Origin of the sequence: Bradyrhizobium sp. S3.2.6 (genome assembly GCF_040546885.1) — a bacterium.
GTDB lineage: Bacteria > Pseudomonadota > Alphaproteobacteria > Rhizobiales > Xanthobacteraceae > Bradyrhizobium > Bradyrhizobium cytisi.
In genome coordinates this window covers 95,077-120,814 of record NZ_JBEPOS010000023.1, presented here as the reverse complement: position 1 = coordinate 120,814, position 25,738 = coordinate 95,077, and the positions used below count along the sequence as shown (strand labels likewise).

The window sequence follows — 25,738 nt, the reverse complement described above, 5'->3', positions numbered from 1 at the left end:
AGCGGCCCCGGTCTATCTGCCCCAGCCCCCAGCCAACCTCGAGACCGTGATCCGTCTCATCCTCTCCGGCGGTAACACCCTATCCCGTTCGAATCGTCGCCTTCTACGCGATCGAGGGTTGGTCCAGAGACGCCACCTCAGACGTCGCCGATGCCGTTGCTCAACGCGCTGTTGATGCGGACGTCGATATCTCCGCTCGATTGGTACCAATTTTGACCATCTCTGCCGAATGCTTCCGGAACATTGCGATCCGCATGCTAGTGAACTCTGCAACCAGGCCGGGAAGTTCAAAGGGCGACCTAATCGTTGCCAGCCTTTGGGCATACTCGATCGCAAGCTGCATGTTGGCTTGTGCCATTTCCAGTAGCATCGCTTGATAAGCCCGCATGTTCGCGCTGGCCGACGACAGAAAATCGATCTCTCTCTTTGAACTGTTCTCCGTCACCTGGAAGGCTGTCTCCGGGTGCCCAACAAAAGGCGGCGCATGCTCAACGAGGGCATCTTCTTGGGAAACCTGAGGACGCTTGGCGGGCGGTTCGTTCGAGTCTGCGGCAATGGAAGGCGAAGAATTCGCTTTCGGGCTTCTGACAACAGCTTGAGCAGCCAGTTGGGCCTTCGCGGCTGATTTCGGGCCGCGGATATGCTTTGACGTCGCTGGTTTACGCTTGCTCATCTGGCACTCCAAGGATGGTTGGTCGCCCCTCGGCGAGACGTCAACATGTTGTGCCGTGCTTCGTTCCGAAGGCCACCTCAGTCGCACGCTCTTCTCGGTGCTTGGCTGCTTTGGGGGCCGCTGAGCCTACTGGTGGTCGCAGCGACGCGCCCTTCGCTTTCCGGTCGGCGTCGATCGATTAAGGCTTCGAGGAGACGGAAAGTAACGAGTACTGGCTCGCTTCTCTGGAACGATCGACAGTGCCGGCGCTTGGCAAACCGTGACCAGCTCCATTGTTATCATTCCCAGCATGCTCAAGCCGCTAAGGCAGGCGCGCGTCTACGGCTTTTTGATCGAGCGCGGCGACGCGGTCTATCACCTCGGCGGCAGCCGGCCGGCATGCTCGACGGCATTGGCGATGAAGATGGTTGAAGGTGGCTGGCTGGTGAAGCTCGGGTTTCGCTACGAGCCCACAGAACAGGGTCTGCGAGCGGCAGAATGACCGCTCTGCCGATCGCCTGACTGCGCCCACATGCAAGGGAACGACGAATGCCGGCGGTGTACCCAACGCGGGAGTTTGCCGAGGTCGCCGGTCTGATCTGCTACGGGCCGAGCCTTTCCGACCTTTACCGACGCGCCGCAGGCCACGTTGACAGGATATTGAAAGGCGCCAAACCCGCCGAACTGCCGGTCGAACATAGGAGCGGATGGAAAACCTGCTCGAACGCAACATCGGGATCGAAAAGTACTTCAGTTATATCGTGCTGAAATCTCCGATCGTGAAGCACGCTCTGCCTTTGAAAGCTCTGCTGGATTTCCCGCAACATGCCAGAGCCAATTGTACCCATCTCGACGACTAGTGAGATTGCAACAAGCGCTTAGCCGCAAGAGCGGTCGTTCCATAACCGCTCATTCGGCGAATCTCTACAGAAGCGCCCAACACTCGATGCTGGCTATTATGGCCAGGGGTCTTGTTCGACGTTGTCTTTGCCGGCTACCAGCTCTCGCCAAAAGGCCGCAGTTCGACATTGAACGACCACGCGCTGCGATGCTGGTGTGCGACATGCCAGATCTCATCGGCGATCGCCGCGGGCTTGATGAAGAAGTCGTCTAGCCGGTCGGGCCAGCGCTTCCTCGTCCACTCCAGGTCGATCACAGCGTCGACGACGACGTAGGCGACGTGCACGCCCTTCGGACCCAGATCGCGCGCGATCGACTCGGCGAGAATCCGCTGTGCCGCCTTGGTCGGCGCGAAACCGGCAAAACCTGGTTTGCCCCGCAATGCCGAGGTATTGCCGGTGGCAACGATCGCGCCCTTGCCGGAGTCGACCATCGCCGGAGCAAACCGCCTCGCGAGGTACAACAACCCCATTGCGTTGACCTGGAAGTTACGGTTAAGAACTTGCGGATCGATCTCGCGGAAGGTGCCGAACGCCCCGCCGACGGCGTTGTGGACGACGACGCCGGGATGGCCGAGCTCGCGCTCCACGGTGGACGCCACCGCTTCGATCTGCGCGGGATCCGACACATCGCAGCGATATGCCCTCGCGCCCGACAGTTCCGTCTCGAGTGCGGCTAGACGCGCCTCGCTCCTGGCGAGCAGGGCGACGCGATAGCCGCCCTCAGTAAATCTCCTGGCGAGTGCCGACCCCGTGCCGGGTCCGACGCCGGAAATAAGGCAGACAGGTGCGGTCATGCGATTAATCCTCCTCGCTCGAGCTGGCAGCCTCAGTCGGCCGCTTTTGACAGCAACTTTTCAACGTACGGTTTGAGGTCCGGCCTGAAATTCGTGTGGTCGACCAGCCGATCAAAGTGGGCGAACACGCGCGAGTACTCGCCCCGGATTCCGGCGTGCAGAACCCTCTCCAGCCCGCGCGCGCTCAACTGCTCGGTCCGTGCGTGCTCGTTCATGAACAGCGCAAGCTCGGCTGCAAAGCAGATGTCGGCCAGCGTGATGCCGTCTCCCACCAGCGTATCGCGCCGTGGCGACAGCGCCTGCTCGAGCCCCGAAGCATAAATCGCGAATGCCTCCTTCGCGCGCGCGTGAATGGTCGCATCGATGGTGCCAGCCGACAGCGCAAGGAGATAGATCTGCGAATCCCGCGCGAAGACCAGGCTGACATCCAGAAAGCTGTCGATCCTGGATGCTTCATAGGCGTCACGCCCGTAAAGCGGAAACCTCGTCTCGCCCAGCCGCGCTACCGCGCGCATGATGCTGTTCGACTCGAATATTCCGGTCCTTCCGTCAAGCCCGAACGCGGCGGGCACGTTGCCGAACGGCTGTGCTTCCAGAAAAGCGTCCGTCTTGAAGAGTTGCGCGCCGGTCAACCCGACCCGCCCGGTTCGTGCAAAGAACGAAAGGGATTCCCGTTCGCCCTGCGCGAGGGGGCGCGCGTCATAATCCCACAGCCAGTCCCGCAACTCCTTGCCGGACGCGCCCCTGACCTCGACGTCCACGCTGCAGAACCGGGCGGCGATGGTCGCCTTCCAGACGCGCGGGTTGGGCAGGTACGAGAATATGCGCAAGTCAGCCATCATGGCTTGCTCCCGGTGAATCTTTGTACCCACAGGACAACGCTGAGACTGCGAGCATCAGAGCCGGATGCCCTACTCCGAGCTTGCGTCGAGAATTTCACCGAACTGCTCCCAGCGTGTGCCGGTCCATCGTTGGAGCTGCAACTGCGTCCATATCATGTTATTGCTTTCGCTGGTGTTGATGCGGATGCCGGGCAGCGCGGTCGGCAGCGCAATGTCCTTCAGCGATTTCGCCTGCTTGATAACGTTGTCGCGCGAAAGATCGTCGCCGCATTGCTTGAGGATCTGCTCCAGTACCAAGCCCTGCTGGTACCCGGTCAGATAGCTGGTGTTGGTGATATCGGAGCCGGCCAGGTATCGATCGAAGAAGGTGCGATAGGCTTTGATCGCCTCGTCGTCGGTCCATTTCTGGTCATTCGGATCCTTGTTCGGGGTCCCGACGATGACACCGATGGAGTTTTCCAGGCCAGCCGGTCTCAGCGTGCCAGCTACCGAGGACGAAGGGAAGTTGATTAGGATCGTCGCCTTCCATCCAGTCTCCGCCGCACGACGGATCGCCTGCGCCGCAAACTTCGGCGTGCCGGCGACAAGCAGCGCTTGCGCGCCCGAGCTCTTCAGCGAGACCACTTGCGAGTCCACGGTCGGTTCCGTCACCTCGTAACTGGCGGTGACCACGCGCTTGTCGAAATCGACGCCCAGGACGGCCTTGAAAGCGTTGACGTAGTCGCGGCCGAGATCATCATTCTGGTAGAGGATTGCGTATTTCGCCGCGGGCAGCGCACGCATCAGATATTTTGCGTAGATCTTGCCTTCGGTGTCATAGCTGACGAGGCCGGTGGTCGTCAGCGGATAGTCCTTGACGCTGGTGAACTTGCTCGCTCCCGTGACGATCGCGATCGTCGGCACATGTTTTGCGGCAAGATATTTCGCCACGGCGGAGTTACCCGCCGTGCCGAGCTGGCTGAACATGAAGGCGATCTCGTCGCTCTCCACCAGCTTTCGCACATGCTCGAACGCCTTGGGCGGGCTGTACGCATCGTCCATCATGACATAGTCGACCTTGCGCCCGTGGATGCCGCCGCGATCGTTGATCGATTGCACATAGGCCTGCACGCCCTGCCCGACCTGGCCGATCGAAGAAGCTGGTCCGCTCAGCGGGAAAATACCACCGATCTTGATCTTCGTCGGCGTGACGCCCGGCGCGTCACCCGCCCAGCAAGGTGTGTACATCGCAATCACGAGTGCGCAGGCCAGTCGTGTGCCCCAGGACATCGCGCGTTCCTCCATTGTTGTTTTGCGCGCGCCCTGCATGCAGCAGGGCGCGACGGAGATTGAGTGGCCGCTTCAGGCGGCCAGTTTGAGTATCTTGACGATGTCGCCGGGCTCACGGATCGGCTGGGGGTTCGCCCGCGTGAAGATCGACAGCATTGCGTTCCTGCCGATCAGCTCAAAACGGTCCTCGGCCACACCGACGTCTGCAAGCCTGCGCGGCAGGCCGAGCTCCGCGATGAACGCTGCAAAAGCCTCGCCGGCATCGCGCCCCGGCGCACCGAGTGCGGCTGCGACCGATTTTTGAGCGACCTCCCTGGCCGGCAGGTTGTATCGCAGCACGCTCGGCATCATCACGGCCGTGCAGAAATAATGCGGCACGTCACAGGTCCCGCCGAGGACATGGCCGATGGCATGGCTCGCGCCCATCGGCACCCGCGCCTGCAACCCGAAGGCCGACATCCACGACCCCAATTGGCAGCTCAGCCGTGCCGCTTCGTCGTTTGGGTTGTCCTTGGTGCGCAGGAGCCCATCGTGCAGATAACGCAGCCCCTGTTGGCACACGGCATCGGTGAGCACATTAGGACGGCTCGAGCAGATCGCCTCGATGCCGTGATCCATTGCCCGCGTGCCGGAGCCCAGCCACAGTTTTTCGGGCGTGTACTTCGTGATCGCGGGATCGAGGACGATGCTGCGCGGCATCATCATCGGATGATTGAAGATCTGCTTCAGCTTGCGGCTGGTATCGGTGACCAGCGCGCCCGAATTGTACTCACCGCCCGAGAGCGTACTGGGGATCGCGATCATCCGCACCTTCGGCGCGCGAAATGCCCCGAAGCGGCGGTCCGGCGTGGTCTCGAATCCGTCGAACCCCATCGGTTCGAAGATCTCGTGCTCCATGCACATCAGCACGATCTTGGCCGCATCGACCACCGAACCGCCGCCGATCGCGACGACCAGATCGGCTTGAGCATCCTTGGCCTGTCGCGCAATCTGTGTCACCACGTCCCGGGTGGTGTGCTGCGGCACGCCATCGAAGGTCGCGGCATGGCGGTCACCGAGCGCCGCCCTGATCTTCTCGATCTCGTCGGTGGTGGTGTTGAGCGTGCGGCTTGCGATCAGATAGACGCGCTTGGCGCCCAGCCGTTCGGCCTCCTCCCGCAGCGCCTCCGCCGACGGCTTGCCGTAAATCACGGATTCCATGGTGGGATATTGATGGCTACCGGCGACTGGCATGCTCTTCCTCCCTGGTGTTCTTTTTTTCTCAGGGTGCTGCGGCGTCAGCCTCGTGACGCCGTCAGCTATCCCGGTCTTGACGTGCTCGTATGCCGCGCCTCGTCAGGCGACCGCGCGGGTCCGTGCAGGCTCGATCGTCCCGTCAAGGAATCCAGTCAGCCGCTGGCGGATGATCGCCTCGGCCTCGGCCATGATGCGGTCGATCAGCTCCTTCACCGTCGGAATGTCGTTGATCAAGCCGACCACCATGCCGCAGCTCCAGGCTCCGGCATCCATCTCGCCGTCGATCATCACCTTCGGATAGACGCCCGCAACCTGCTCATGGATGTCGTCGATCTTCAACGTGGCGCCCTTGTCGCGCTCGATCTCGAGCAGTTCGTCGACGCCCTTGTTCTTCAGCACCCGCTCGGTGTTGCGCAACGCGCGCATCACGAGGCGCGTATCGAGCTCGGTGGCGTCAAGCAGCGCCTGCTTCACATTGGGATGGACCGGCGCCTCCTTGGTGGCGATGAAGCGCGTACCCATGTTCATGCCGGCAGCGCCCATCGACAGCGCCGCGACCAGGCTGCGCGCATCGGCCATGCCGCCGGAGGCCACGAACGGAATCTTGAGCTCGTCGGCCGCGCGCGGCAGCAGGATCATGTTAGGGATGTCGTCCTCGCCGGGATGGCCGCCGCACTCGAAGCCGTCCACGCTGACCGCGTCGCAGCCGATCTTCTCGGCCTTTAGCGAATGCCGCACCGAGGTGCATTTGTGGATCACCTTGATGCCGGCGGCCTTCAGCGCCGGCATGTACTGCTCCGGGCTGCGGCCGGCGGTCTCCACCGCCTTGACGCCGCCCTCGCGGATCGCCGCGATATATTCCGGATAGGGCGGCGCGGTGAAGCTCGGCAGGAAGGTGAGATTGACGCCGATCGGCTTGTCGGTCATGTCGCGGCAGCGCGCGATTTCCTTTGCCAAGAGCTCAGGCGTCCGCTGTGTCAGGCCGGTGATGATGCCGAGGCCTCCGGCGTTGGACACCGCGGCCGCCATCTCGGCAAAGCCGACATAGTGCATGCCGCCCTGGATGATCGGGTGCTGGATGCCGAACAGTTCAGTGATCGCTGTCTTCACGATGATCTCCCGCTTTTCCCGATCAGTGGATGATTTCGAACAGGCCGGCTGCGCCCATGCCGCCGCCGATACACATGGTCACGACGCCGTACTTCGCCTTGCGCCGCCGCCCCTCGATCAGGAGGTGGCCGGTCAGTCGCGATCCGGTCATGCCATAGGGATGGCCGATCGCGATCGAGCCGCCGTTGACATTGAGCCTGTCCGGATTGATGCCGAGCTTATCGCGGCAATAGATCACCTGCACCGCATAGGCTTCGTTGAGCTCCCAGAGATCGATGTCGGCGACCTTCAGATTGTGACGCTTGAGAAGCCGCGGAATCGCGGCGACCGGGCCGACGCCCATCTCGTCCGGCTCGACGCCGGCGGCGACGAAGCCGCGGAAGATACCGAGCGGCTTCAGGCCCTTCTTGGCGGCGATCTTGTCGCTCATGATCACGCAGGCCGATGCGCCGTCGGAGAGCTGGCTGGCATTGCCCGCTGTAATGGTCTTGCCCTCGAACACCGGCTTGATCTTCGCGAGCGCTTCCGCCGTGGTCTCGGGGCGCGGGCCCTCATCCTTTGACAGCGTCACCTGCTGGTAGGTGACCTCCTTGGTGTCCTTGTTGACGACGGCCATCCTGGTCGTGATCGGGACGATCTCATCATTGAAACGTCCGGCCTGCACCGCGGCACCAATGCGGCGCTGACATTCGAGGCTGTATTCGTCCTGGCGGTCGCGGCCGATCTTGTAACGCTCGGCGACGACCTCGGCGGTGTCGAGCATCGACATGTACATGTCCGGCTTCATCGCCATCAGCTCGTCGTCGACTGCATGGAATCTGTTCATGTGATCGTTCTGCACCAGGCTGATCGACTCGATGCCGCCACCGATCGCGATCTCGACGCCGTCGAGCATCACCGAGCGCGCGGCCACCGCGATCGCCTGCAGGCCGGAGGCGCATTGGCGGTCGATCGTCGTGCCGGCAACGGTCACCGGAAGCCCGGCGCGGATCGCGCCCTTGCGCGCAACGTTCATCACCATGGTCCCCTGCTGCATCGCGCAGCCCATGACCACATCTTCGACCTCACCGGGCGCGATGCCGGCGCGCTTCACCGCCTCGGCCATGACATGGCCGGCAAGCGTCGGTCCGTCGGTGTTGTTGAGCGCGCCGCGATAGGCCTTGCCGACGCCGGTGCGTGCGGTGGAGACGATGACTGCTTCGGGTGACGACATGCTTGCCTCTCTGTCTCAGGCGGCCGCGTCGAGCTGCGAGTAACGCAACACGTGGTAGGCGGGATCGCCGAACTGGATATTGATGGAAGAGATCCGCTTGAAGTAATGACCGACATTGAGCTCGTCGGTCATACCCATGCCGCCGTGCAACTGCACGGCCTGATCGGCCACGAATTTTGCGGCATAGCCGATCTTGGACTTTGCGCCCGAGGCGAGCCGCGAGACGCCGGCCTCATCCCTGCCAAGACTGAGGCTGAGGTGCTGCATCAGGGACAGCGCCTCCTGATGCGCGATGAACATGTCGACCATCCGGTGTTGCAGGACCTGGAAGCTGCCGATCGTGACGCTGAACTGCTTTCGCGTCTTGGAATAGTCCAGCGTCGCCGCGTTCAGCTCACCGATCGCACCGACAGCCTCGGCACAGAGCGCGCCGATCGCGCGGTCGCGGCAGGCCTCCAGCGCGGCAACGCCCTCGCCCTCCTTGCCCAGCAACTCCCCGCGCACGCTCCGAAGGCTAACCTCGGCTGCCTTGCGGCCATCGATGGTCTTAAAACTCTGCAGATCGAGGTTGGCGACACGGCGATCGACCACGAACAGGCTGACGCCGCCGCGATCATGATGATGGCCCGAGGTACGGGCGGAGACGATGAGATAATCCGCCCAGGGTGCGGCCAGCACCGCGGTCTTCTTGCCGGTGAGAACATACTCGTTGCCGTCCCGGCGCGCCGTCGTGGTCACGGTGGCGAGATCGAAGCGCGAGCCCTTCTCGGTCCAAGCCAGCGCCCAGAGCTTCGCTCCCGCAATAATGTCGGCGATGTAGGCTTGCTTCTGCGTGTCGGAACCTGCCTGCTCGATCAAGCTGCCGGCCACCACGACCGTCTCGACAAAGGGCTCGACGACGAGATGGCGGCCGAACTCCTGCATGATCATCATGGTCGACAGCGGCCCGCCCCCGAGCCCGCCGACATCTTCCGAGAACGGCGCAGCGAGCAAGCCGAGTTCGGCGAATTCGGCCCATTGCTTTCGGCTGAACCCTTCCTCGCTCGCGACGATCTTGCGGCGCGCATCGAAATCATACTTGTCGCGCAACAGGCGCTGGACGCTGGACCGCAACAATTCCTGCTCTTCCGTGAACTGGATATCCATCCGATCCTCTTGTGGCGCTATTGCTAGAGACCGAGCACTGCTTTGGCGATGATGTTGCGCTGGATCTCGTTCGATCCGCCGTAGATGGAGAGCTTGCGCGCGTTGAGATATTTCTCCGCCGCGGTGTGGCCGTAGTCCGGACCCGGCATGAAATGGTTGGCGCTGACCGGATGCTCGCGGATCGCCAGGCCGTAGTTGCCGATCGCGCGATGAGTCAATTCGGTGATGTTCTGGAAGATCTCAGTGCCGCGGATCTTGAACAGCGAGGCTGCGGGCCCCGGATCTATGCCGCGGGCCATTTGGGCAACGACGCGCAGCTCGGTTGCCTCCAGCGCCAGCACGTCGAGCTCGACGCGGGCGATGTCTCTGATGAACTCGAGATGCGCCGGATCGTCTGCGGGAATCTCCGCTTTCACGATCTTCTTCAGCTTCTCGATATAACGCGTCGAGCGGCCGATGCCGGCCATGCTGGTGCGCTCGTTGCCGAGCAGGAACTTGGCGTAGGTCCAGCCCTTGTTCTCCTCGCCGATCAGGTTTTCGACGGGAACGCGGACGTTTTCAAGGAAGACGTCATTGACCTCATGGGAGCCGTCGATGGTGATGATCGGGCGCACGATGACGCCCGGCGACTTCATGTCGATCAGGAGGAACGAAATGCCGGATTGCGGCTTGGCCGTCGGATCGGTGCGGACCAGGCAGAAGATCCAGTCGGCATGCTGGGCCAGCGTGGTCCAGGTCTTGTGGCCGTGCACGATGTAGTGGTCGCCGTCGCGCACCGCCTTGGTGCGGACGGTGGCGAGATCCGAGCCCGAGCCCGGCTCGGAATAGCCTTGGCACCACCAGTCCTCGCCCGACAAGATGCGCGGCAGGAACTTCTTTTTCTGCCCCTCATTGCCGAAGGTGTAGATCACCGGGCCGACCATGGTGACGCTGAACGCCAGAGGCGGCAGCGTGCCGGCACGGCTGGTCTCCTGCTCGAACAGGAAACGGCGGGTGATCGACCAGCCGGGCCCGCCATGTTCCTTGGGCCAGAGCGGCGCGATCCAGCCCTTCTTGTGCAGGATGCGATGCCACAGCAGCATCTGCTCCTTGGAGAGATCAGTCTCCGGATTGGGGACGCGCATCTCCGCCGGATAACTATCCTTGATGAAGGCTCGAACCTCGTCGCGAAACGCCGCATCTTCAGGAGAGAGCGCGAGCTCCATGAGACTTGCTCCCTACCACTTCTCGCCGAAGGGCCGGATTTCCAGCTCGAACGTCCAGGCGCTCTTGGGCTGCTGGTAGAGCTGCCAATAGGACGCGGCCACCGACGCGGGCGGCATCAACAGGTCCGGATTGTCGAGCGCATCGGGGCCGAGCGCTTCGAGCCGGCGCTGCCTCACCCATTCGGTATCGACGCCGGAGTCGATGATGAGGTGCGCGACATGGATGTTCTTCGGTCCGAGTTCGCGCGCCATCGCCTGCGCGACGGCCCGCAGGCCGAACTTGGCGCTGGCGAAGGCGGCATAGCCGGAACCGCCGCGCAAGGATGCGGTGGCGCCGGTGAAGAAGATGTTGCCGCCTCCGCGCGGCAGCATCAGCCGCGCTGCCTCGCGCCCGGCAAGAAATCCGGAGTAGCAGGCCATCTCCCAGACCTTGCGGAACACGCGCTCGGTGGTTTCCAGGATCGGGAAGTTGACGTTGGCGCCGATGTTAAAGATGCAGACCTCAAGCGGCGCGTGCTTGTCGGCGTCATTGAGGAAGGAGATGATCTCCTCCTCCTTGCGCGCATCGAGCGAGCGGGCGTGGATCTCGCCGCCGGCGGCCTCGATGTCCGCAACCAGGGGCGCGAGCTTGTCGCCGTTGCGCCGACCAGCGAAGACCGTGAAGCCTTCCGAGGCGAACTTCTTCGCAATCTCGCCGCCGATGAAGTCGCCGGCGCCGATCACCGCAACCGTCCTGTTTCTCTTCTGCATGGTCGTCTCCGGCCTTGTGAGTTATTGAGGCGATCTCGCGCGCTTCAGGTGCGCAGCGATTCCGCCAGCTTGTGCTTCAGGAGCTTGCCAGTCGAAGTGGCCGGCAGCGCGTCCATAAGGATGATCTCTGACGGCCGCTTGTAGGAGGTGAGCTCCGGCGCGACATGCGCCATCACGTCCTGCGCGGTGGCCGACGAGCCTTTGAGAAGCTGGACGAAGGCCACGATCTCTTCGTTGCCCACGACCGGCCGCCCGACCACGGCGCATTGCACCACGTCGGGATGGGTGCTGAGCACCGCCTCGATCTCGGCGGGATAGACGTTGAAGCCAGAACGGATGATCATCTCCTTGGTGCGGCCAACGATGAACATCGCATCGCCCTCGAAGCGCGCGAGGTCGCCCGTGTTGAACCACCCGTCCGGGTCGATCGCTTTCACCGTGAGGTCGGGCGCGCGGTAATAGCCGCGCATCACGTTCGGTCCGCGGACATGCAGCTCGCCGATGTCTCCGTTCGTCACGATAGCGCCGTCCCGTGCCACGATCCTGGCCTCGATGCCCGGCACGAGGGTGCCGACAGAATTGTCGCTGCGCGGCGCCTCCGGCCGCACACCGGAAATGCCTGGCGAGCATTCGGTGATGCCAAAGGCGTTGCCGAGCGGAAGACCGAGCTCCTTCTCGACCCTCGCCTTGAGTTCGAGGTCGAGCGGGGCGCCGGCGACGCTCATCAGCCGCAGCGCACCGCGCTCCAGCCTCTGTAAGCCCGCCATCTGCTTGTATTCCAGCAGCCGCTGGTAGGTGGCGGGCACGCCGTTCAGGAGCGTGATGCCTTCCTCGGCCAGCGCCTTGGCCAGTGCAGCGGGATTATATTTGGTAACCAGCCGGGTGACGCCACCGACCATCAGCGTCATGGTCAGCAGCGAGATGCCGACAATATGTGAGATCGGCAATACGCAATATTGCACGTCGTCCGCCGTCATGCTGCGCAAGGTCGCCGTGGTCCTGGCCGAAAACAGCAGGTTCCGGTGCGTGAGCATGACGCCCTTCGGCGTTCCGGTGGTGCCGGACGTGTAGATGAGGACCGCCACTTGCCGCGCGCCGTCGGCCTCGACCGGCTCGGCCTGCGTCTCCTGGTTCAGGGCAGAAACGCCGATGTCGCGGAGCGGCCCGACGTCCTGCACCCGAGCGTCGTAACGCATCGCGTGCGCGGCCGCTTCTTCGGAAACCTTGGCCGTGAATAACATGCGCCGGGCGCCGCTATGATCCCTAATCTGATCCAGCTCACGCGGCGACAGCCGCGGATTGGCCACGATCGTCCAAGCATCGAGACGGCTTGCAGCGAAAAGGAGGCAGGCGAGCGCGATCGAGTTCTCGCTGACGATCATCATGCGATCGCCAGCGCGGATACCGAGCGCGCGGAGCGCGTCCGCCGTGGCACCAACCGCCCGGTCGAGTTCGCGATAGGTCAGAGTGGCATTGTCTTCGATCAGCGCCGTTCGGTCAGGTGTGGCGTCAACATAGTGGTCCACCACCTCATGGATGCGATGCGGCAACGCGTTCGTGATTTCGGCCGCAGCCTGCTGCCAGTTCGACAATGACACCTCCCGTTGAAAGGCCCTTGGCGGGCTCGGTTCGTTCCGGATGCCTCCGCGCGGTCAGGCGCTCTTGCGCTGCGCCGAGCTCAATTGCGCAAGGATTTCATCCTCGACATCGCGCAGGCTGTCCTTGCCAAAGTAGATCTCGTTGCCGACGAAGAACGTTGGAGAGCCGAACGTGCCGCGCGCCACCGCGCTGCCTGTGTTCTCGATCAGCTTCTTCTTGACGTCGTCCTCCTGGGCGCGAGCGATGATGCGATCGATGTCCAGCCCGGATGACAGGAACGCCTCGCGGAACACCTGCGGATCGTCCATCTTCTTGGGCTCGACCCACATGTGGTGATAAGCGGCACGGAAGTAGGGCTCGAACATCTCTTCGAACTCGGCCGCGACAACGCCGCGCATCAGCATCAGCGTATTCACCGGGAAGAACGGATTCGTCTTCAATTTGGTGATGCTATGACGGCGCAGGAAACGCTCGGTCTCGAGCGCATTGTATTCCGGCTTGTTCTTGATCCCGCGCAGCGACTCCGCGGGCGACATGTTGCCGGTCGCCTTGTAGACGCCGCCGAGCAGCACCGGCACGTAGTCGAACTTGACTCCCGTTCGCTGCTCGATGGCGGGCAGCGCAAGCTCGGCGAGGTAGGCGTTGGGACTGCCGAAATCGAAGTGAAATTCGACCTTGAGCGGAGCTGCCATGGAACGCCCTTCCCTTCGATGGCGGCAATCGTTCGCCACCCGATTGATCATTGCCCGAGCTTTAAAGTTCTATTTTAGAACTGTCAATATGATCATCATCATTCAATGCCGCCGTTTCTGCGTAGAATGAGGCATCCTATTGAAATTTAGTGAGTTCTGATTTAGAATTTATTTTCTTAGATGCCGCAGGTCGACTGGAGACGTTGATGAAATGGGATGCTCTCGAGGAGGAGCCGTGCTCGCTGGCCCGCACCGTGGCGGTCATCGGCGACCGCTGGAGCCTGCTCATCCTGCGTGAATGTTTTCTTCGGATCCGCAGATTCGACGAGTTCCAGTCGTCGCTTGGCGTGACCCGGCACCTCTTGGCCGACCGGCTGAAGAAGCTCGTCCGCTTTGGCGTCCTTCGCAAAATTCCCTATCAGGACGCGCCCAAGCGCTACGAGTATATCCTGACGCAGAAGGGTCTCGACCTCTATCCGATCATCATGTCGATTGTGCACTGGGGCAATACCCACATGGTAGATTCGCGCGGCCGGCCGTTGCTGCACGAACACAAGAACTGCCACAAGATGTTCGACCCCGTCATGGTCTGCTCGGAATGCGGTGAGCCGCTGAGCGCAAAAGCCGTCCACGTGCATCCGGGCCCCGGCGCGCGGAAATCCTCACCTGCGCGTGCGAAGGCCGTCGAGAACGAGACGAAACGATAGCCGACCGAACAAATGCATCAGCGGCCTGATAGATTTCGATGTAGCGACTGCTCTTCACCTGAAGCAGGGCAGTGCCACTATTTTCCGTCAAGAGCGCAGTCCTAGACTGCCATCCGAGATCGCGTCCCCCACCACTGCACCATTCTCGCCAAATATTTTTAAACAACCTTTTAGTGCAGTGAGCCTGCGATAGGACGTCAACGATCCCGGAATGCTTCACGCGAGTGAGTAAGCGGAATCCGAAGAATAATCCTCACGGAATGCGGATAGCGTCATCCTCGCCAACAGCACCCCTGCGGTCGTCCACGGCCAGTTTTTGAACATCAGGCTACCGAAGGATCAGATTGCCGCGGACATCGTGCGCATCGCCAACCGTGTCCGCTATCCACCAGAACTGCCGACTCGAATTGAGACCTGCGACACGGCGGCGAACGTCAACTTGGAGGCTTCAATGGGGTAAAGGTCAAGTTAATCGGCTGCACGACGACGCGCGTCGCCATGTCGGAGGTGGTTACGGGCGGCAGTGCTCTGACTGATCGTAAGATTCCGCTTGGTCATCTGAAGCTGACGTCCGCGACCCCGCCTCGGCGACACTGCGCGTCGCGGTCGCAGCCTGCGGCGTGACGGATTGCGCCATGAGCTCGCCCTACAGGCGGAAGCGAGCGCCGGCGTTCGCCTGCCCGACGGACCGCCACCTCTACGCGCTAGCACAGCAGATCAGCGTGATCTGCTCAGGGGTCAATTGGAGGCAACGGTCTCCGTGAACAGTTCAACCTTGCCGCACGTGTTGTCTGTCACCGCAAAGACCTCGCAAAAATCGATCTGCGGCGTCATGCCGTAGCGTTTGATGATGCCCTCGAGCCACGGCCCGGTGTAGAACGCCTTGGCGTCCTCGATGCGCTCCCATTGGTACACGCCGCCGGCCCAGCCGCTTTCAGACCAGATGAAGTGCTTGCTGATCAGCCCCGTCACCTCGCGGAAGTTGGGTGCGATCTTGTGAAAGTGCTCACGACACGCGGCGCAGTCGATCTGCGGCGGCAGCTTGTATCGTACAACGGCGGTAATCATGCCACCTCCTTGTAAGTATGTCCCCGGCGCAACGTTGATGGCATTCCCGGGATCAAGCAAGCGAAGCGGGAAGCCGATGGGGCAAATGCGCAAAGCCTAGCCAGTAGCTTCGGTTCTGCTGCGACCGGCCAACTATTCCATAGCATGCTGGACTTCGCGCTAGCAGGTTCAGCCTTATCCTGCATGATCTTGATGTAGGCGTCGTTCAATTCGCGCAACGCAAGCTCCACGCTGGAGCGTGCGCTCGACCCGAAATATTGATCATCTACTCGCGCAGCGCGACCAAATCGCGAGTGAGTAGGTCAACACGATTGACAAGAGCCTTAATCGCCGCGCCGCTATCTCCGCGCAATGTTTTGGGTTAATGTGAACGCCTTCACACCTGTGTAGCAGACGGGCTCGGATGATGCCCACGGAGAGGTGAGCTAGGGTCCCGCGAAGTGCACCCGTTCCAATGGATTTGTTCCACTCACACGCGAGTTTGGGAGCGACATCATGGAAAAGCGCGAAATTGGCAACAACTCAACGAAAGGTCTACCCGAGGCGAAGCGAAGCGCCTTCTCCCGCCGCACGGTGCTCACCTTAATGGGCACTCTCGGCGCCGCGGCGCCAGGGATGTTCGGAGCGGCTCGTGCGCTGACGGCATCCGGGACTGGATCGCTGTCTTATATTCCCGGCGAGCCTTTTATTTGCCGCACCGCTGCGAATGGTGAAGAGCTGCAGGGCCCACCCCGCCAACTTAAACTCGCTTGGAACGCGAACGCGGCGTGCACGGTCGCTGCGGCAGTCGCAAAGGAGCGGGGTATCTTCGCCAAGCACAACCTCGATGTCGAATTCGTCAATTTCGGCGGTTCCACCGACCAGTTGTTGGAGGCGATTGCAACTGGCAAGGCGGATGCCGGTTTGGGATTGGCCCTGCGCTGGCTCAAACCTCTGGAGCAAGGTTTCGACGTTCGGATCACTGCGGGTGTGCACGGCGGCTGCATCCGGCTCCTTGGCTCCAAGGCAGCGAATATTGACAGCCTGGAGTCCCTGCGCGGCAAGGCTATCGGGATTAGCGATCAGGCGAGCCCAGCGAAGAACTTCTTTTCGATCTACCTGGCCAAAAAGGGTATCGACCCGGCCCAAGAGGTTGAGTGGCGCCAGTACCCGGCCAATCTGCTCGCTCTTGCCGTCGACAAGGGCGAAGTACAGGCGCTGGCCGAGATAGATCCGCTGCCCTACCTCTGGCTCAAGGAAGGCAAACTCAACGAGATCGCGACGAACTTGACGGGTGAATTCGCCGACCGCACCTGCTGCGTTCTCGCGATACGTGGCAGCCTCACTCGAAGCGAAATGCCGGTGGCGGCCGCTCTGACCCGATCGATACTGGAGGGGGCAGACCTGGTTGCCAGCGATCCCTCCGATGCCGCGGCAATCTATTCGGGCTACGGCGGGAGAGGATCCGTAGAGGATCTCGCCACCATGTATCGCAGCCATACTCACCACAATCATCCGGTCGGGGCGACGCTCAAGAAGCAACTTCTGCTCTACACCGATGAACTCAAGGCAGTGAACGTCATGAAGCGAAGCACTGACCCAGCCAAGTTCGCCGAGCGGATTTATCTTGACGTTCTTAGCTGAGCCAATTGGGAAGATCCGCAGTGAGCTCGGTCATCAATGAAGTGCCGAGGCCATCAGAGAAATCGGGGTTCGGCTCTTTTGAGAGTTCAACCCCGCGGTCTTTGATCGGCGGACTGTCTGTGGCCGCCGCATGGTCGATGGTCGCCGCGCTCACAGCATTCTGGCCGGATAAGCTCGAAAGTGATTGGGCCTACACGGGCAGCTTCGCCATTGCCTGCGGCGTATTGGCCGTTGCCCTTGCCTTAACGGCCTTTGTCGGCGTTCGATTTGTTGCTTTTCAGCGTCTCCAGCGGCTTTCTCCGTGGCTGTTTGCGCTGGCGCTTTTTTTTGCCGCCTGGGAGGCCGTCACAGCAAAGCTCGGATTGCTGCCGTTACCTTTCTTTCCGCCACCGCAGGCCATCCTCGAAGTCGCAATCGACGATTGGGGGCGCCTGGCTGAAGGTATCTTCGCCTCAGCTCGTCTGCTCGCGACCGGTTATTTTCTCGGTGCGGCGGTGGGATTCGTGACCGGCGTCGCGATCGGCTGGTCGCCGCTCGCCGGGTATTGGATTCACCCAGTTTTGCGGTTCATCGGGCCACTGCCCGCGACAGCCTGGCTGCCACTCGCATTTTTCGTTTTCCCGTCGAGCTTCAGCGCCAGCATTTTCCTGATTGCGCTCGCCACTGGGTTTCCGGTCACCGTTCTCACCTGGTCGGGTGTCGCCTGCGTGAAGAGCGCCTATTACGATATTGCGCGGACCTTGGGCGCAACCCAGCGCTTCCTCGTGTTCAAGGTTGCCATTCCGGCGGCAATGCCGCATGTCTTTGTTGGCCTGTTCATGGGACTCGGCAACTCGTTTGCGGTTCTTGTCGTGGCCGAAATGCTGGGCGTGAAGGCGGGCCTCGGCTGGTATCTGCAATGGGCGCAGGGTTGGGCGGCCTATGCCAATATGTACGCGGCGCTTCTGCTCATGGCGCTCTTGTGCTCTGGGCTTATCACGCTGCTGTTCCGCTTGCGTGACCGCCTTCTGTCCTGGCAGAAAGGTCTGGTGCGATGGTAGCGGCGATCGCAAGCGATCACGCGGTCCGTGGATCGACGCTAACGCTCCGCGAAGTGAGCCATCGCTTCAATTTCGAAGGGCAGCCCCTGCCGGTATTGGACCGCATCAGCCTGCAGGTCGGCCGTGGCGACTTCGTCGCTCTCCTGGGGCCAAGTGGGTGCGGAAAATCGACCTTGCTGCGGCTGGTTGCGGGACTCGACACTCCGACAGCTGGCTCCCTGCTAACGGAGGGAAGGGAGATCGAAGCACCCGACCCATCGCGCGTCGTCGTTTTTCAAGACCCCACGCTTTATCCATGGCGCACGGTGTGGAGCAACGTTGCGCTTGGTCTGGAAGCACGCGGCATGCTGCGCACCCATCGCGGACGTATTGAAGACGCGTTGCGCCTGGTGGGGCTCACGGGCTTCGCCAATGCCTACCCGCACCAGCTTTCCGGCGGCATGGCGCAACGCGCAGCTCTGGCGCGTGCGCTTGTCAACGACCCGAAGCTGCTCATTCTCGATGAACCTTTGGGCCAGCTCGACTCGCTGACTCGCATCACGATGCAGGCGGAACTTGTATCACTTTGGCAGCGCTCGAGCTTCACGGCGCTGCTGGTCACGCACGATGTCGAAGAGGCGCTCCTGCTCGCCGGCCGCGTCATCGTGCTGAGCGACCGACCTGCACGGATCAAGGCCGAGGTCGTTAACAGCCAGCCCTACCCCCGCCACCGGGGCGACCCGCACTTCGTTGAGCTTCGTCGCGAGGTGTTCGAGCATCTCGGCCTCGATGAGGCATGGTAGCCATCAAAAGGAGCTCGCGTGACAGATCTTCTCATACGCATCATGGAGCAGCCGCACGACGCGCTCGCCGCGATTGCTTTAGCGGCTTGGTAGCCACCCCGTCGAGGCCTTAGGAATTTGGCCAGCGCACGGAGGCTTCGATGACCTCGGAATTCAACGTTCACAACGCTGCCGGCTATGAGCAGCTTATGGGCCGCTGGAGCCAACGACTCGCGCGGCTATTCATCGACTTCACAGGGGTTGCCGACGGCGAAAGGATTCTCGACGTCGGCTGCGGCACTGGGAGCTTGACCTTCGCGCTCGCCAAAGCCGCGGACCTCGCCGAGATTGCCGCGGTCGACTATTCACCAGTCTTTGTCGAGGAGGTGATCCGGCGCAACACAAACCCACGAATTAAAATCCAACAGGCGGATGCCTGCGCCCTGCCCTTCCAGGACAGCACGTTCGACCGAGCTTTGGCGCTTCTCGTGCTCCACTTCGTTCCCGAAGCCGGCAAGGCAGTAGCCGAGATGCGCCGCACCGTTCGGTCGGGCGGCGTGGTCGCGGCAGCGGTGTGGGACCATCTCGGCGGCATGCCCGGAATGCGCATGATGGTCGACACGGTGGCGGCACTCGGTGAAAGCGGACGCCAGCTTCGCAGTCGCTATTGCTTTCAACCGATGATGCAGCCGGGCGAACTGAGACGGACTTTTGCCGAACAGGGTCTCGTGGAAATTGCGGAAATGGAGCTGATGATCCGCATGGACTACCAAAGCTTTGCCGACTATTGGGGTCCGATTGCCGCTGGCGAAGGGCCGCTCGGCAAGTATGTGGCAGCGCTCGACGCTGCGGAGCGAGCGCGCACCGATGCCGCCGTGCGCGATGCCTACGAGGCCGGCCGGCCCGATGGCCCGCGATCCTTTGCAAACATCGCATGGGCCTGCCGTGGCAACGTTCCCTGACTCGATCTCTTCCGAGGTCCTGAACCCGAAATCGTCCCCTCAACAGCGCAGCGGCCCTCGGAATTGTCACCGATGAGCGAGGTCAGCTCAGGGGCAATAAGTGCCTATTGGTATTCTCGTCCTTCGTCTGCTTCCCTCCCAGAAGCCGACATCGGAAACGACAACCCTCAAAAGGAAATAGCGCACGAACTCAGACGACCCACCTCCCTCCGGAGGCCAAACGAGCCTCGGCCATGAGAAAGCGGAGTGGCGACTGCATATCGTGCCTTACTGGCAAGCTTTTCGTCAGACTGATAAGGTTTTGTTAGAAACCTTATCAGTTTGCGAACTGACTCCGTTCTCCACCAGCTTTAGCCAATCTCCCTTTCCTTGGGACGACTGGCTTGGCTGACAGCACGGAGAAATGCAAAGGCTCATCTACTACCCAGCTATTGCCCGTGGCGGCTATCGTACCTGCGAGCCGCGCTGGTGCAGCCGATCGGCCACATCCATATCGGAGACAGGCTTGCCGTCCTTAAGGGCTTGACAGAAATCGGGGTGGTCAACCTTCCAGCGGTTTATGGTCCGCTCGACCTTTCCGAAGAAGTCGGCGATCTCTGCATCGGTGGCACCGAGACGGCAAAGCTTCTCAGCCTAGTCTGCAAACTCAGTCTAGTGGTCGGACGGGCGTCCACGCCTGGCCACACCACTATGATGCACACGGGATTGATGCTATTGGCAAGCATTGCAACTGAGGCTACCGGATTATGGACAGACCATATCCACAACCACTCTTTTCAGGCTTCTCTCTCCGACAAGAGGTCAACCAAATAACGCATAAGGTGACCAACTCGCTTGGCGACGCCACTCTCGCATCGCTGAGCAGCAAGCCGCTCGGCGACATCGTGCAGGCGCTCTACAGCGAGAACGAACCTCAGTTGCCATACTTACTGAATGATCAGGCAACTCATGAGCAATTCGAGTGGTTCTATGAGCCTTTCCTCAAAGGGTTCGATCCACGGACTAAGCTTCAGGATTTGCGGCGCGGCGTCGTTTTTTCGGTCGAGATGCCCTTCAAGGGAGACGGAAAATACTTTCGCACCAAGCCCCACCCTTCGATCCCTGTCCCCCTCGCTGCCATCACTGAAAACAACACGCTGGCGATCTATGTACCGCCGGAGAATTATACGTTGTCTGACGTGCAGGCCAGGTTCGACGCCATTATCGAAAGCATTGAGGCGAACCTTCAGGCGCAACGCGAAAACTTGCGCGACTGGCCCTATGGAGTTTAGAGAGGCCGTCATCCGCGCGGCCAACATCCGTTTGAGCCGCCTAAGGCAAGCCGAGTCCATTTCAGCCGGACTGACCTTCAAGCCGAAGCGGCGCGAGAATGCGCCTGATCTGCCCGCTCTACCGGTTCGCAAGCAAATCCGACCTGCGCCGTTTGATTTCCGTCTCCCTCTCGAACAGCAGTATGTCCTGGCGGAGGAGACCTATCAGCACATCCTTTCAGTGATGCAGAATATGGCACTGGTGATGGAATACAGTCCAAAGGCATTCGCTGACCTCGGCCAGGAAGCACTCCGCTTCCATTTCCTTGTGCAGCTCAATGGGCAATACGACGAAACGGCGACCGGCGAAACATTCAATGGCGAGGGCAAGTCGGCGCATCGTGAAATGCAGCTCGGCAGCTGGCCGCTCGACCGACCGCGGCCGGGCGATACGATGATCGCAGAGGCGGCAAGGCTCATCGACGGCGCCCGTTTTCCTGTCGTCATCGCCGGCGGCGGGGTGCTCAACTCCGGCGCAGGCAACGCGCTGCTCCGCTTTGCGGAGAAAGCCGCTACACCCGTTGCCACGACGAATATGGGAAAGGGAGCGATACCCGAAACCCATCCGCTCGCGATGGGCGTGATCGGCAATCTCACCGGTCCGGGCGGGCTCGGGAGGTATACCAAACCGCTTGTGCAGCCGGCCGACGTCGTGCTTCTGATCGGCAATCGCACCAACGAGGACGGCACCGACCATTGGTCGCTGATTCCGGACGACGCGCGGGTGCTTCACATCGATATCGATCCGCAAGAGATTGGCCGCAATTACGAAGCGATGCGGCTCGTCGGCGACGCGCGGGCCACACTCGAAGCGCTCACCGACGCGCTCGGCGGCCATTCCCGCGACCGGGATGCGATTGAGCGCTGCGTCGCCGACGCCTGGGCTACGTTCGAGCGCGAACGTGCGCCTTTCTTGGCGGATGCCGAACCGATCCGTGCCGAACGCGTCCTTGCCGCGATCCAGAAGCGCCTCGGCGCCCAAACCATCGTCGTATCGGATGCCAGCTACGCGTCGAGCTGGGTCGCCGGCCAGCTTCGCATCACCCATTCGACCACGCGCGTGATCTCGCCACGCGGACTAGCGGGTCTCGGCTGGGGCTTGCCGCTCGCGCTCGGCGCGAAGCTGGCGCGTCCCGCGGGAGAGGTCATCGTCGTGGTTGGCGACGGCGGCTTTGCGCATGCTTGGGCGGAGCTGGAGACCGCTGTGCGAAGCGGCATCAGGGTGACGGTGGTGGTGCTCAACAATGGCGTGCTCGGCTACCAGAAGGACGCCGAGAAGGCCAAGTTCGGCCGCTACACGGCGGCGGCCCATCTCGGTCACGTCGACCATGCGGCCATCGCGCGTGCCTGTGGTGGGCATGGTGAAACGGTCGAGCGTGCAAGCCATCTCGATGCCGCGTTCGATCGGGCGGCCAGGTCCGATGTCATTGCGCTTCTCGACGTGCTGACCGACGCGGGCGGTCATCCGCCGATCTCGCTTTACGACGGGACGCTCGATCGGCTGGAGCACGGACGCGTCGTCCAGGATCCCGTTCCATAGACGCGTCGGCGGTACGGCGATAACTTGGAGCCCGCAGATCGCCATGCAACGGCTGGACAACAAGGCTTGTATCGTCACGGGCGCCGCGCGAGGCATTGGCCGCGCTATCGCTGAGGCATTCCGTGCGGAAGGTGCAACCGTCGTTGCGACCGATAAGGATGCGGCCGGGGGTGCGTCCATGGCTGCAAGCACGGGCTGCCGCTTCATCGGCCTCGACGTTCGACGCGAAGCTGATTGGGAGGCACTCGCGCGTGAGATTCCAGAGGCCGATGTGGTGGTCAACAATGCCGGTGTCGCGGGGTTCGAAGCCGGCACAATTGCGCACGATCCGGAGCACGCGACCCTGGACGCCTGGCGCGAGGTTCATCAGGTCAATCTTGACGGGACATTTCTGGGTTGCCACTATGCCCATCCGCGCGATGAAAGCACGCGGAACGGGGTCTATTATCAACATTTCCTCGCGTTCCGGTCTGGTGGGCATTCCGCTGGCGGCCGCGTACGCCTCGTCCAAAGCTGCGGTGCGCAACCACACGAAGACAGTGGCGCTCTATTTTGCGCAACAGGGTTGGAAAATCCGTTGCAACTCGATCCACCCCGCCGCGATCCTCACGACAATGTGGAAGACAACGCCGGGAATCGGCCCGGACCGCGAGGCGCGCATGACCGCCCTGGTCGCTGACACGCCCTTGAAACGTTTCGGCCGGCTAGACGAGGTCGCCGCACTCGCCGTGATGCTCGCGTCCGATGAAGCGCCCTACATGACCGGCGGCGAGTTGACCATCGATGGTGGACTGCTCGCAGGGTCGGCGTCACCGCGGGGCCAGCCCAGAACATGAATCTATTCGCTCTATGTTGCCGCCTTCGTACGTCGGCGGCGCAGTTCCCGGCCGGCGCCGAAAGTCAGGATAACGGCCATCTGGAGCAGCATAAGCGCATTTTTGCTCTCCGATCTGATCGTCCCACACTGCTAGCAGGCGGAGGCGTCCTCAGTTGCGCCCCCTTCTCCTACCAGCAGATCGCGGTGCTCGAGACCGGTGCGCTTCAGTGCGTTTTGTTTCTCCTTCGGGTGCGGCGGTCGAGCGGTGTGCCGCTTCGATGCAAAGCTCTACCGCCTTGCGGAGGGACTTCGCATAGAAATCCGCGCCGATCGGTTCGTGATCCAGGCTCTCTTCATTCTCCGAATCTTTGGTCGACCCCCATAGGCCGACAAGCAGCGTGGCGTGTGGCATTTTGCGACGCAGACGCCGAAGAAGGAAGCGGAGATGCACCGGACTTCCGCTTCCAAGGCAAGATACGCACACCATCCCGATGTTGGCTGTATCAAGCCCAAAGATGTTGGAAGCCGAGGCAGCCGTCGAAGGCTCGACGCGGGCGCCGATGCCATGTTTTGCGAGAAGCTGCGCGATGATGTTCGCCGTCGCTTCATCAAGAGGATCTTGCGCGCCGATGCACAATACAGGCTTTCCGTTTCGCCAATCGGGTCTTGACGTTCCAGTCGGTACAACGGGCGGCGATAGATCGGGAGTTTCGATCACCTCGATTTCAAGTGTGTTGGAATCATGGAGGCCCTCGTGGCTCATGACAGGTGGTGCGCAGTCATCGTGATCGGAAAGATCGTCGATAACGCCCTCGACAGTTTCCTTAATCCGTTGCAGGCGCTCCAGGTCCAGAGCGCCGCGTCGCGCGTCAGACCGCGCCAGCAGTAACCCAGGGATCGCAATCTCATCGTAAAAGGCGCAGAGGGATTTTTCCTTCATAAACTTCTCGGCTTGGTCCGCGGCCTCGTCGGGATCACCGGCCAGCATACGTTGAAAGAAATTCTGTTCTGGCGTGAGCGCCGGCTGGTCACCTAGGATCACATCCAAGAACTCCAATCGCTCGACGTGACGCCCCAATACGACCAGGCACACCGTCAGGGGTGTCGAAAGCAGAAGTCCAATTGGTCCCCATAACCAGGTCCAGAAGGCTGCAGCCACCACCACAGCTACCGGCGAGAGCCCTGTGTTGTGGCCATACAGCATGGGTTCCACAATTTGGCTCAGGATTGGTTCTACGATCACGAACAATGCCAACGTCCATAAGAACATGGACCAACCCGGATCAACCGCGATGGCAAGCGCCGCAGGGACTGCGGCAGCGATGAATGCGCCGATATAAGGAATGAAGCGCATTAGAGCCGCGAAGATGCCCCACAACACTGGGTTGGGAATGCCGATCACCGCAAGACTGATCCCGATGACAATCCCGAACGTTGCGTTGATGCAGGTTTGCGTCAGGAAATACCGGCTCAGCCGTCGACCGGCATCGTCGATTGCTTCAGACGTGCGCCCCAAATCCTCTGCGCCTGCGAGCCGGACAAAACGGCCCCGCAGATCTTCGCGAAAAAGCAGCATAAAAATCACGAAAACGATAACAATGCCCGTCGTCGCCAGAGGCGCCAACAGCGGCCCGACGATTGTTTGCACGACATCGAACGGTTTAGGCGGCGGCTGTTGGATTTCCACCGGCAGTGGCTTAGCCTCGGGTTCTCCTGCAGAAGTCTGGGCGGGTCCAGGAGCATTCTTTCGTCCTTGCTCCTGCGGCTTGGACATTTCCTGCCGCAGATCTCCGAGCATATCCTTTAGCCGATTGAAGATTCCCGGACTGAGCGCGACGTCTTGGACCGAATGAATCTTATCGCTGATCGTCAGCTGATAGCGGGGCAGGTTCTCGGCGAGTTGTGCGACCTGCTGGGTCATAATGGCGCTGAGCCCGAAAATCAGCAGAAATGCAAGCGCCACTGCGGCAAGAACTGAGCCCACACGGCCGGCATAAAAGCGACGAAAAAGCCGAACGACCGGAGCGAGCACGAAGCTCAACAGCAACGCAACGACAACCGGCACGAAGAGCTCACGCCCGAAATAGAGCAATGCCACAAGGGCCAGACCGATGAAGAGATTGCTCGCGACCACCGCAGGCAAGAGAGAGCTCGCGATGTGGCTTCCAGGCAAAGTCCACAGGCGGGATGTACCCGGCATATCTCAAAGGCTCGGTTTCGGTTCTACTCAGCTCACCCCCTAATTACGGTCGGATGTTCCCTTTTGTTCCTCGGCTGCGATCGGCGTATCTGCCTTACGTGCCAGAAGAATTTGTTGCAACACGGCAGGAACATGGCTCAAACATTGATTTTCTCACATGGCCTTTTGCGAGCCGCGGGAATGCGCGGTTTGTCACATGATCTGCCGGTCGCGCCCAAGCAAACGTCTACGGGTCGTTTCCGATTGGATGAATCAATCGTACTCGTCAAGGATCGTGACGGGCGGGCCGTCGAACTGACG

At 61.4% G+C, this 25,738-nt stretch carries 23 protein-coding genes and 2 pseudogenes; 11 read left to right on the top strand and 14 right to left on the bottom strand.

The window, feature by feature from the left end; all coding sequences use genetic code 11:
* Positions 1 to 160: 160 nt before the first annotated feature.
* Positions 161 to 673 (bottom strand): Phasin protein, encoded by a 513-nt coding sequence (locus tag ABID58_RS30575; RefSeq protein ID WP_354036559.1) that lies wholly within the window; start codon positions 671 to 673, stop codon positions 161 to 163.
* Positions 674 to 932: 259 nt separating this feature from the next.
* Between ABID58_RS30575 and ABID58_RS30570 the strand changes: the two genes are divergently transcribed.
* Complete coding sequence (locus tag ABID58_RS30570; RefSeq protein WP_354036557.1) at positions 933 to 1,154, top strand: hypothetical protein; 222 nt, start codon at positions 933 to 935, stop codon at positions 1,152 to 1,154.
* Between the two features lie 205 nt (positions 1,155 to 1,359).
* A pseudogene (locus tag ABID58_RS30565) lies at positions 1,360 to 1,512 on the top strand (hypothetical protein); the annotation flags it as partial.
* Positions 1,513 to 1,646: 134 nt separating this feature from the next.
* Here ABID58_RS30565 and ABID58_RS30560 read toward each other — a convergent pair.
* The 11 genes from ABID58_RS30560 to ABID58_RS30510 form a co-directional block, all read right to left on the bottom strand.
* Entirely contained in the window at positions 1,647 to 2,348 is a 702-nt protein-coding gene (locus ABID58_RS30560; RefSeq protein ID WP_354036554.1) for an SDR family NAD(P)-dependent oxidoreductase, read from the bottom strand.
* Between the two features lie 32 nt (positions 2,349 to 2,380).
* The gene (locus tag ABID58_RS30555; RefSeq protein WP_354036552.1) at positions 2,381 to 3,190 is read right to left on the bottom strand and encodes a glutathione S-transferase family protein; all 810 of its coding nucleotides are present in this window, start codon (positions 3,188 to 3,190) and stop codon (positions 2,381 to 2,383) included.
* Positions 3,191 to 3,259: 69 nt separating this feature from the next.
* Complete coding sequence (locus tag ABID58_RS30550) at positions 3,260 to 4,459, bottom strand: ABC transporter substrate-binding protein (RefSeq protein ID WP_354036550.1); 1,200 nt, start codon at positions 4,457 to 4,459, stop codon at positions 3,260 to 3,262.
* A gap of 72 nt (positions 4,460 to 4,531) precedes the next feature.
* The gene (locus ABID58_RS30545) at positions 4,532 to 5,692 is read right to left on the bottom strand and encodes an iron-containing alcohol dehydrogenase (protein WP_354036549.1); all 1,161 of its coding nucleotides are present in this window, start codon (positions 5,690 to 5,692) and stop codon (positions 4,532 to 4,534) included.
* A 102-nt stretch (positions 5,693 to 5,794) separates the two neighbouring features.
* Positions 5,795 to 6,805 (bottom strand): NAD(P)H-dependent flavin oxidoreductase, encoded by a 1,011-nt coding sequence (locus ABID58_RS30540; protein WP_354036547.1) that lies wholly within the window; start codon positions 6,803 to 6,805, stop codon positions 5,795 to 5,797.
* Positions 6,806 to 6,827: 22 nt separating this feature from the next.
* A complete protein-coding gene (locus tag ABID58_RS30535; RefSeq protein WP_354036545.1) occupies positions 6,828 to 8,018 on the bottom strand; it encodes an acetyl-CoA C-acyltransferase in 1,191 nt (396 codons plus the stop codon).
* Positions 8,019 to 8,033: 15 nt separating this feature from the next.
* Positions 8,034 to 9,164: an acyl-CoA dehydrogenase family protein gene (locus ABID58_RS30530; RefSeq protein WP_354036544.1), complete on the bottom strand. Its 1,131-nt coding sequence runs from the start codon at positions 9,162 to 9,164 to the stop codon at positions 8,034 to 8,036.
* A gap of 23 nt (positions 9,165 to 9,187) precedes the next feature.
* Complete coding sequence (locus ABID58_RS30525) at positions 9,188 to 10,369, bottom strand: acyl-CoA dehydrogenase family protein (protein ID WP_354036542.1); 1,182 nt, start codon at positions 10,367 to 10,369, stop codon at positions 9,188 to 9,190.
* Positions 10,370 to 10,381: 12 nt separating this feature from the next.
* Positions 10,382 to 11,119 carry an SDR family oxidoreductase gene (locus tag ABID58_RS30520; RefSeq protein WP_148770574.1) on the bottom strand — a complete coding sequence of 246 codons (738 nt, stop codon included), beginning with the start codon at positions 11,117 to 11,119 and terminating at the stop codon, positions 10,382 to 10,384.
* A 44-nt stretch (positions 11,120 to 11,163) separates the two neighbouring features.
* Complete coding sequence (locus tag ABID58_RS30515; protein ID WP_354036541.1) at positions 11,164 to 12,711, bottom strand: class I adenylate-forming enzyme family protein; 1,548 nt, start codon at positions 12,709 to 12,711, stop codon at positions 11,164 to 11,166.
* 60 nt (positions 12,712 to 12,771) lie between these two features.
* Complete coding sequence (locus ABID58_RS30510) at positions 12,772 to 13,410, bottom strand: 2-hydroxychromene-2-carboxylate isomerase (protein ID WP_354036539.1); 639 nt, start codon at positions 13,408 to 13,410, stop codon at positions 12,772 to 12,774.
* A 206-nt stretch (positions 13,411 to 13,616) separates the two neighbouring features.
* On the opposite strand from ABID58_RS30510, the gene ABID58_RS30505 reads away from it, so the two are divergent.
* Positions 13,617 to 14,117, top strand: coding sequence for a winged helix-turn-helix transcriptional regulator (locus ABID58_RS30505; RefSeq protein ID WP_354036538.1), 501 nt, complete (start codon positions 13,617 to 13,619; stop codon positions 14,115 to 14,117).
* Between the two features lie 738 nt (positions 14,118 to 14,855).
* Here ABID58_RS30505 and ABID58_RS30500 read toward each other — a convergent pair.
* Entirely contained in the window at positions 14,856 to 15,185 is a 330-nt protein-coding gene (locus tag ABID58_RS30500; RefSeq protein WP_354036537.1) for a hypothetical protein, read from the bottom strand.
* A gap of 585 nt (positions 15,186 to 15,770) precedes the next feature.
* On the opposite strand from ABID58_RS30500, the gene ABID58_RS30495 reads away from it, so the two are divergent.
* The 8 genes and pseudogenes from ABID58_RS30495 to ABID58_RS30460 all read left to right on the top strand — a co-directional run bounded on the left by ABID58_RS30495 (position 15,771) and on the right by ABID58_RS30460 (position 23,257).
* Positions 15,771 to 16,808 (top strand): ABC transporter substrate-binding protein, encoded by a 1,038-nt coding sequence (locus ABID58_RS30495; protein ID WP_354036573.1) that lies wholly within the window; start codon positions 15,771 to 15,773, stop codon positions 16,806 to 16,808.
* Positions 16,809 to 16,849: 41 nt separating this feature from the next.
* Positions 16,850 to 17,848, top strand: coding sequence for an ABC transporter permease (locus tag ABID58_RS30490; RefSeq protein WP_502916443.1), 999 nt, complete (start codon positions 16,850 to 16,852; stop codon positions 17,846 to 17,848).
* Positions 17,842 to 18,630 (top strand): ABC transporter ATP-binding protein, encoded by a 789-nt coding sequence (locus tag ABID58_RS30485; protein WP_354036534.1) that lies wholly within the window; start codon positions 17,842 to 17,844, stop codon positions 18,628 to 18,630. Before ABID58_RS30490 ends, ABID58_RS30485 begins: the two co-directional genes overlap by 7 nt.
* Positions 18,631 to 18,770: 140 nt before the next feature.
* Positions 18,771 to 19,571, top strand: coding sequence for a class I SAM-dependent methyltransferase (locus ABID58_RS30480; protein WP_354036533.1), 801 nt, complete (start codon positions 18,771 to 18,773; stop codon positions 19,569 to 19,571).
* A gap of 468 nt (positions 19,572 to 20,039) precedes the next feature.
* The gene (locus ABID58_RS30475) at positions 20,040 to 20,384 is read left to right on the top strand and encodes a hypothetical protein (protein WP_354036532.1); all 345 of its coding nucleotides are present in this window, start codon (positions 20,040 to 20,042) and stop codon (positions 20,382 to 20,384) included.
* Positions 20,385 to 20,392: 8 nt separating this feature from the next.
* Positions 20,393 to 20,842: a hypothetical protein gene (locus ABID58_RS30470; protein ID WP_354036530.1), complete on the top strand. Its 450-nt coding sequence runs from the start codon at positions 20,393 to 20,395 to the stop codon at positions 20,840 to 20,842.
* Positions 20,832 to 22,421: a thiamine pyrophosphate-dependent enzyme gene (locus ABID58_RS30465; protein WP_354036528.1), complete on the top strand. Its 1,590-nt coding sequence runs from the start codon at positions 20,832 to 20,834 to the stop codon at positions 22,419 to 22,421. The genes ABID58_RS30470 and ABID58_RS30465 overlap by 11 nt, the downstream gene beginning before the upstream one ends.
* Positions 22,422 to 22,464: 43 nt before the next feature.
* A pseudogene (locus ABID58_RS30460) lies at positions 22,465 to 23,257 on the top strand (SDR family NAD(P)-dependent oxidoreductase).
* A gap of 150 nt (positions 23,258 to 23,407) precedes the next feature.
* On the opposite strand, the gene ABID58_RS30455 reads toward ABID58_RS30460, so the two are convergent.
* Entirely contained in the window at positions 23,408 to 25,372 is a 1,965-nt protein-coding gene (locus ABID58_RS30455; protein WP_354036572.1) for an AI-2E family transporter, read from the bottom strand.
* Positions 25,373 to 25,738 lie beyond the last annotated feature (366 nt).

What these genes read in the sequence shown, in the direction of transcription:
- ABID58_RS30495 (WP_354036573.1), top strand. Translation starts at nt 15,771, where the DNA reads ATGGGCACTCTCGGCGCCGCGGCGCCAGGGATGTTCGGAGCGGCTCGT.
- ABID58_RS30575 (WP_354036559.1), bottom strand. Translation starts at nt 673, where the DNA reads ATGAGCAAGCGTAAACCAGCGACGTCAAAGCATATCCGCGGCCCGAAA.
- ABID58_RS30510 (WP_354036539.1), bottom strand. Translation starts at nt 13,410, where the DNA reads ATGGCAGCTCCGCTCAAGGTCGAATTTCACTTCGATTTCGGCAGTCCC.
- ABID58_RS30500 (WP_354036537.1), bottom strand. Translation starts at nt 15,185, where the DNA reads ATGATTACCGCCGTTGTACGATACAAGCTGCCGCCGCAGATCGACTGC.
- ABID58_RS30560 (WP_354036554.1), bottom strand. Translation starts at nt 2,348, where the DNA reads ATGACCGCACCTGTCTGCCTTATTTCCGGCGTCGGACCCGGCACGGGG.
- ABID58_RS30465 (WP_354036528.1), top strand. Translation starts at nt 20,832, where the DNA reads ATGGAGTTTAGAGAGGCCGTCATCCGCGCGGCCAACATCCGTTTGAGC.
- ABID58_RS30525 (WP_354036542.1), bottom strand. Translation starts at nt 10,369, where the DNA reads ATGGAGCTCGCGCTCTCTCCTGAAGATGCGGCGTTTCGCGACGAGGTT.
- ABID58_RS30485 (WP_354036534.1), top strand. Translation starts at nt 17,842, where the DNA reads ATGGTAGCGGCGATCGCAAGCGATCACGCGGTCCGTGGATCGACGCTA.
- ABID58_RS30505 (WP_354036538.1), top strand. Translation starts at nt 13,617, where the DNA reads ATGAAATGGGATGCTCTCGAGGAGGAGCCGTGCTCGCTGGCCCGCACC.
- ABID58_RS30530 (WP_354036544.1), bottom strand. Translation starts at nt 9,164, where the DNA reads ATGGATATCCAGTTCACGGAAGAGCAGGAATTGTTGCGGTCCAGCGTC.
- ABID58_RS30520 (WP_148770574.1), bottom strand. Translation starts at nt 11,119, where the DNA reads ATGCAGAAGAGAAACAGGACGGTTGCGGTGATCGGCGCCGGCGACTTC.
- ABID58_RS30555 (WP_354036552.1), bottom strand. Translation starts at nt 3,190, where the DNA reads ATGATGGCTGACTTGCGCATATTCTCGTACCTGCCCAACCCGCGCGTC.
- ABID58_RS30545 (WP_354036549.1), bottom strand. Translation starts at nt 5,692, where the DNA reads ATGCCAGTCGCCGGTAGCCATCAATATCCCACCATGGAATCCGTGATT.
- ABID58_RS30550 (WP_354036550.1), bottom strand. Translation starts at nt 4,459, where the DNA reads ATGTCCTGGGGCACACGACTGGCCTGCGCACTCGTGATTGCGATGTAC.
- ABID58_RS30535 (WP_354036545.1), bottom strand. Translation starts at nt 8,018, where the DNA reads ATGTCGTCACCCGAAGCAGTCATCGTCTCCACCGCACGCACCGGCGTC.
- ABID58_RS30480 (WP_354036533.1), top strand. Translation starts at nt 18,771, where the DNA reads ATGACCTCGGAATTCAACGTTCACAACGCTGCCGGCTATGAGCAGCTT.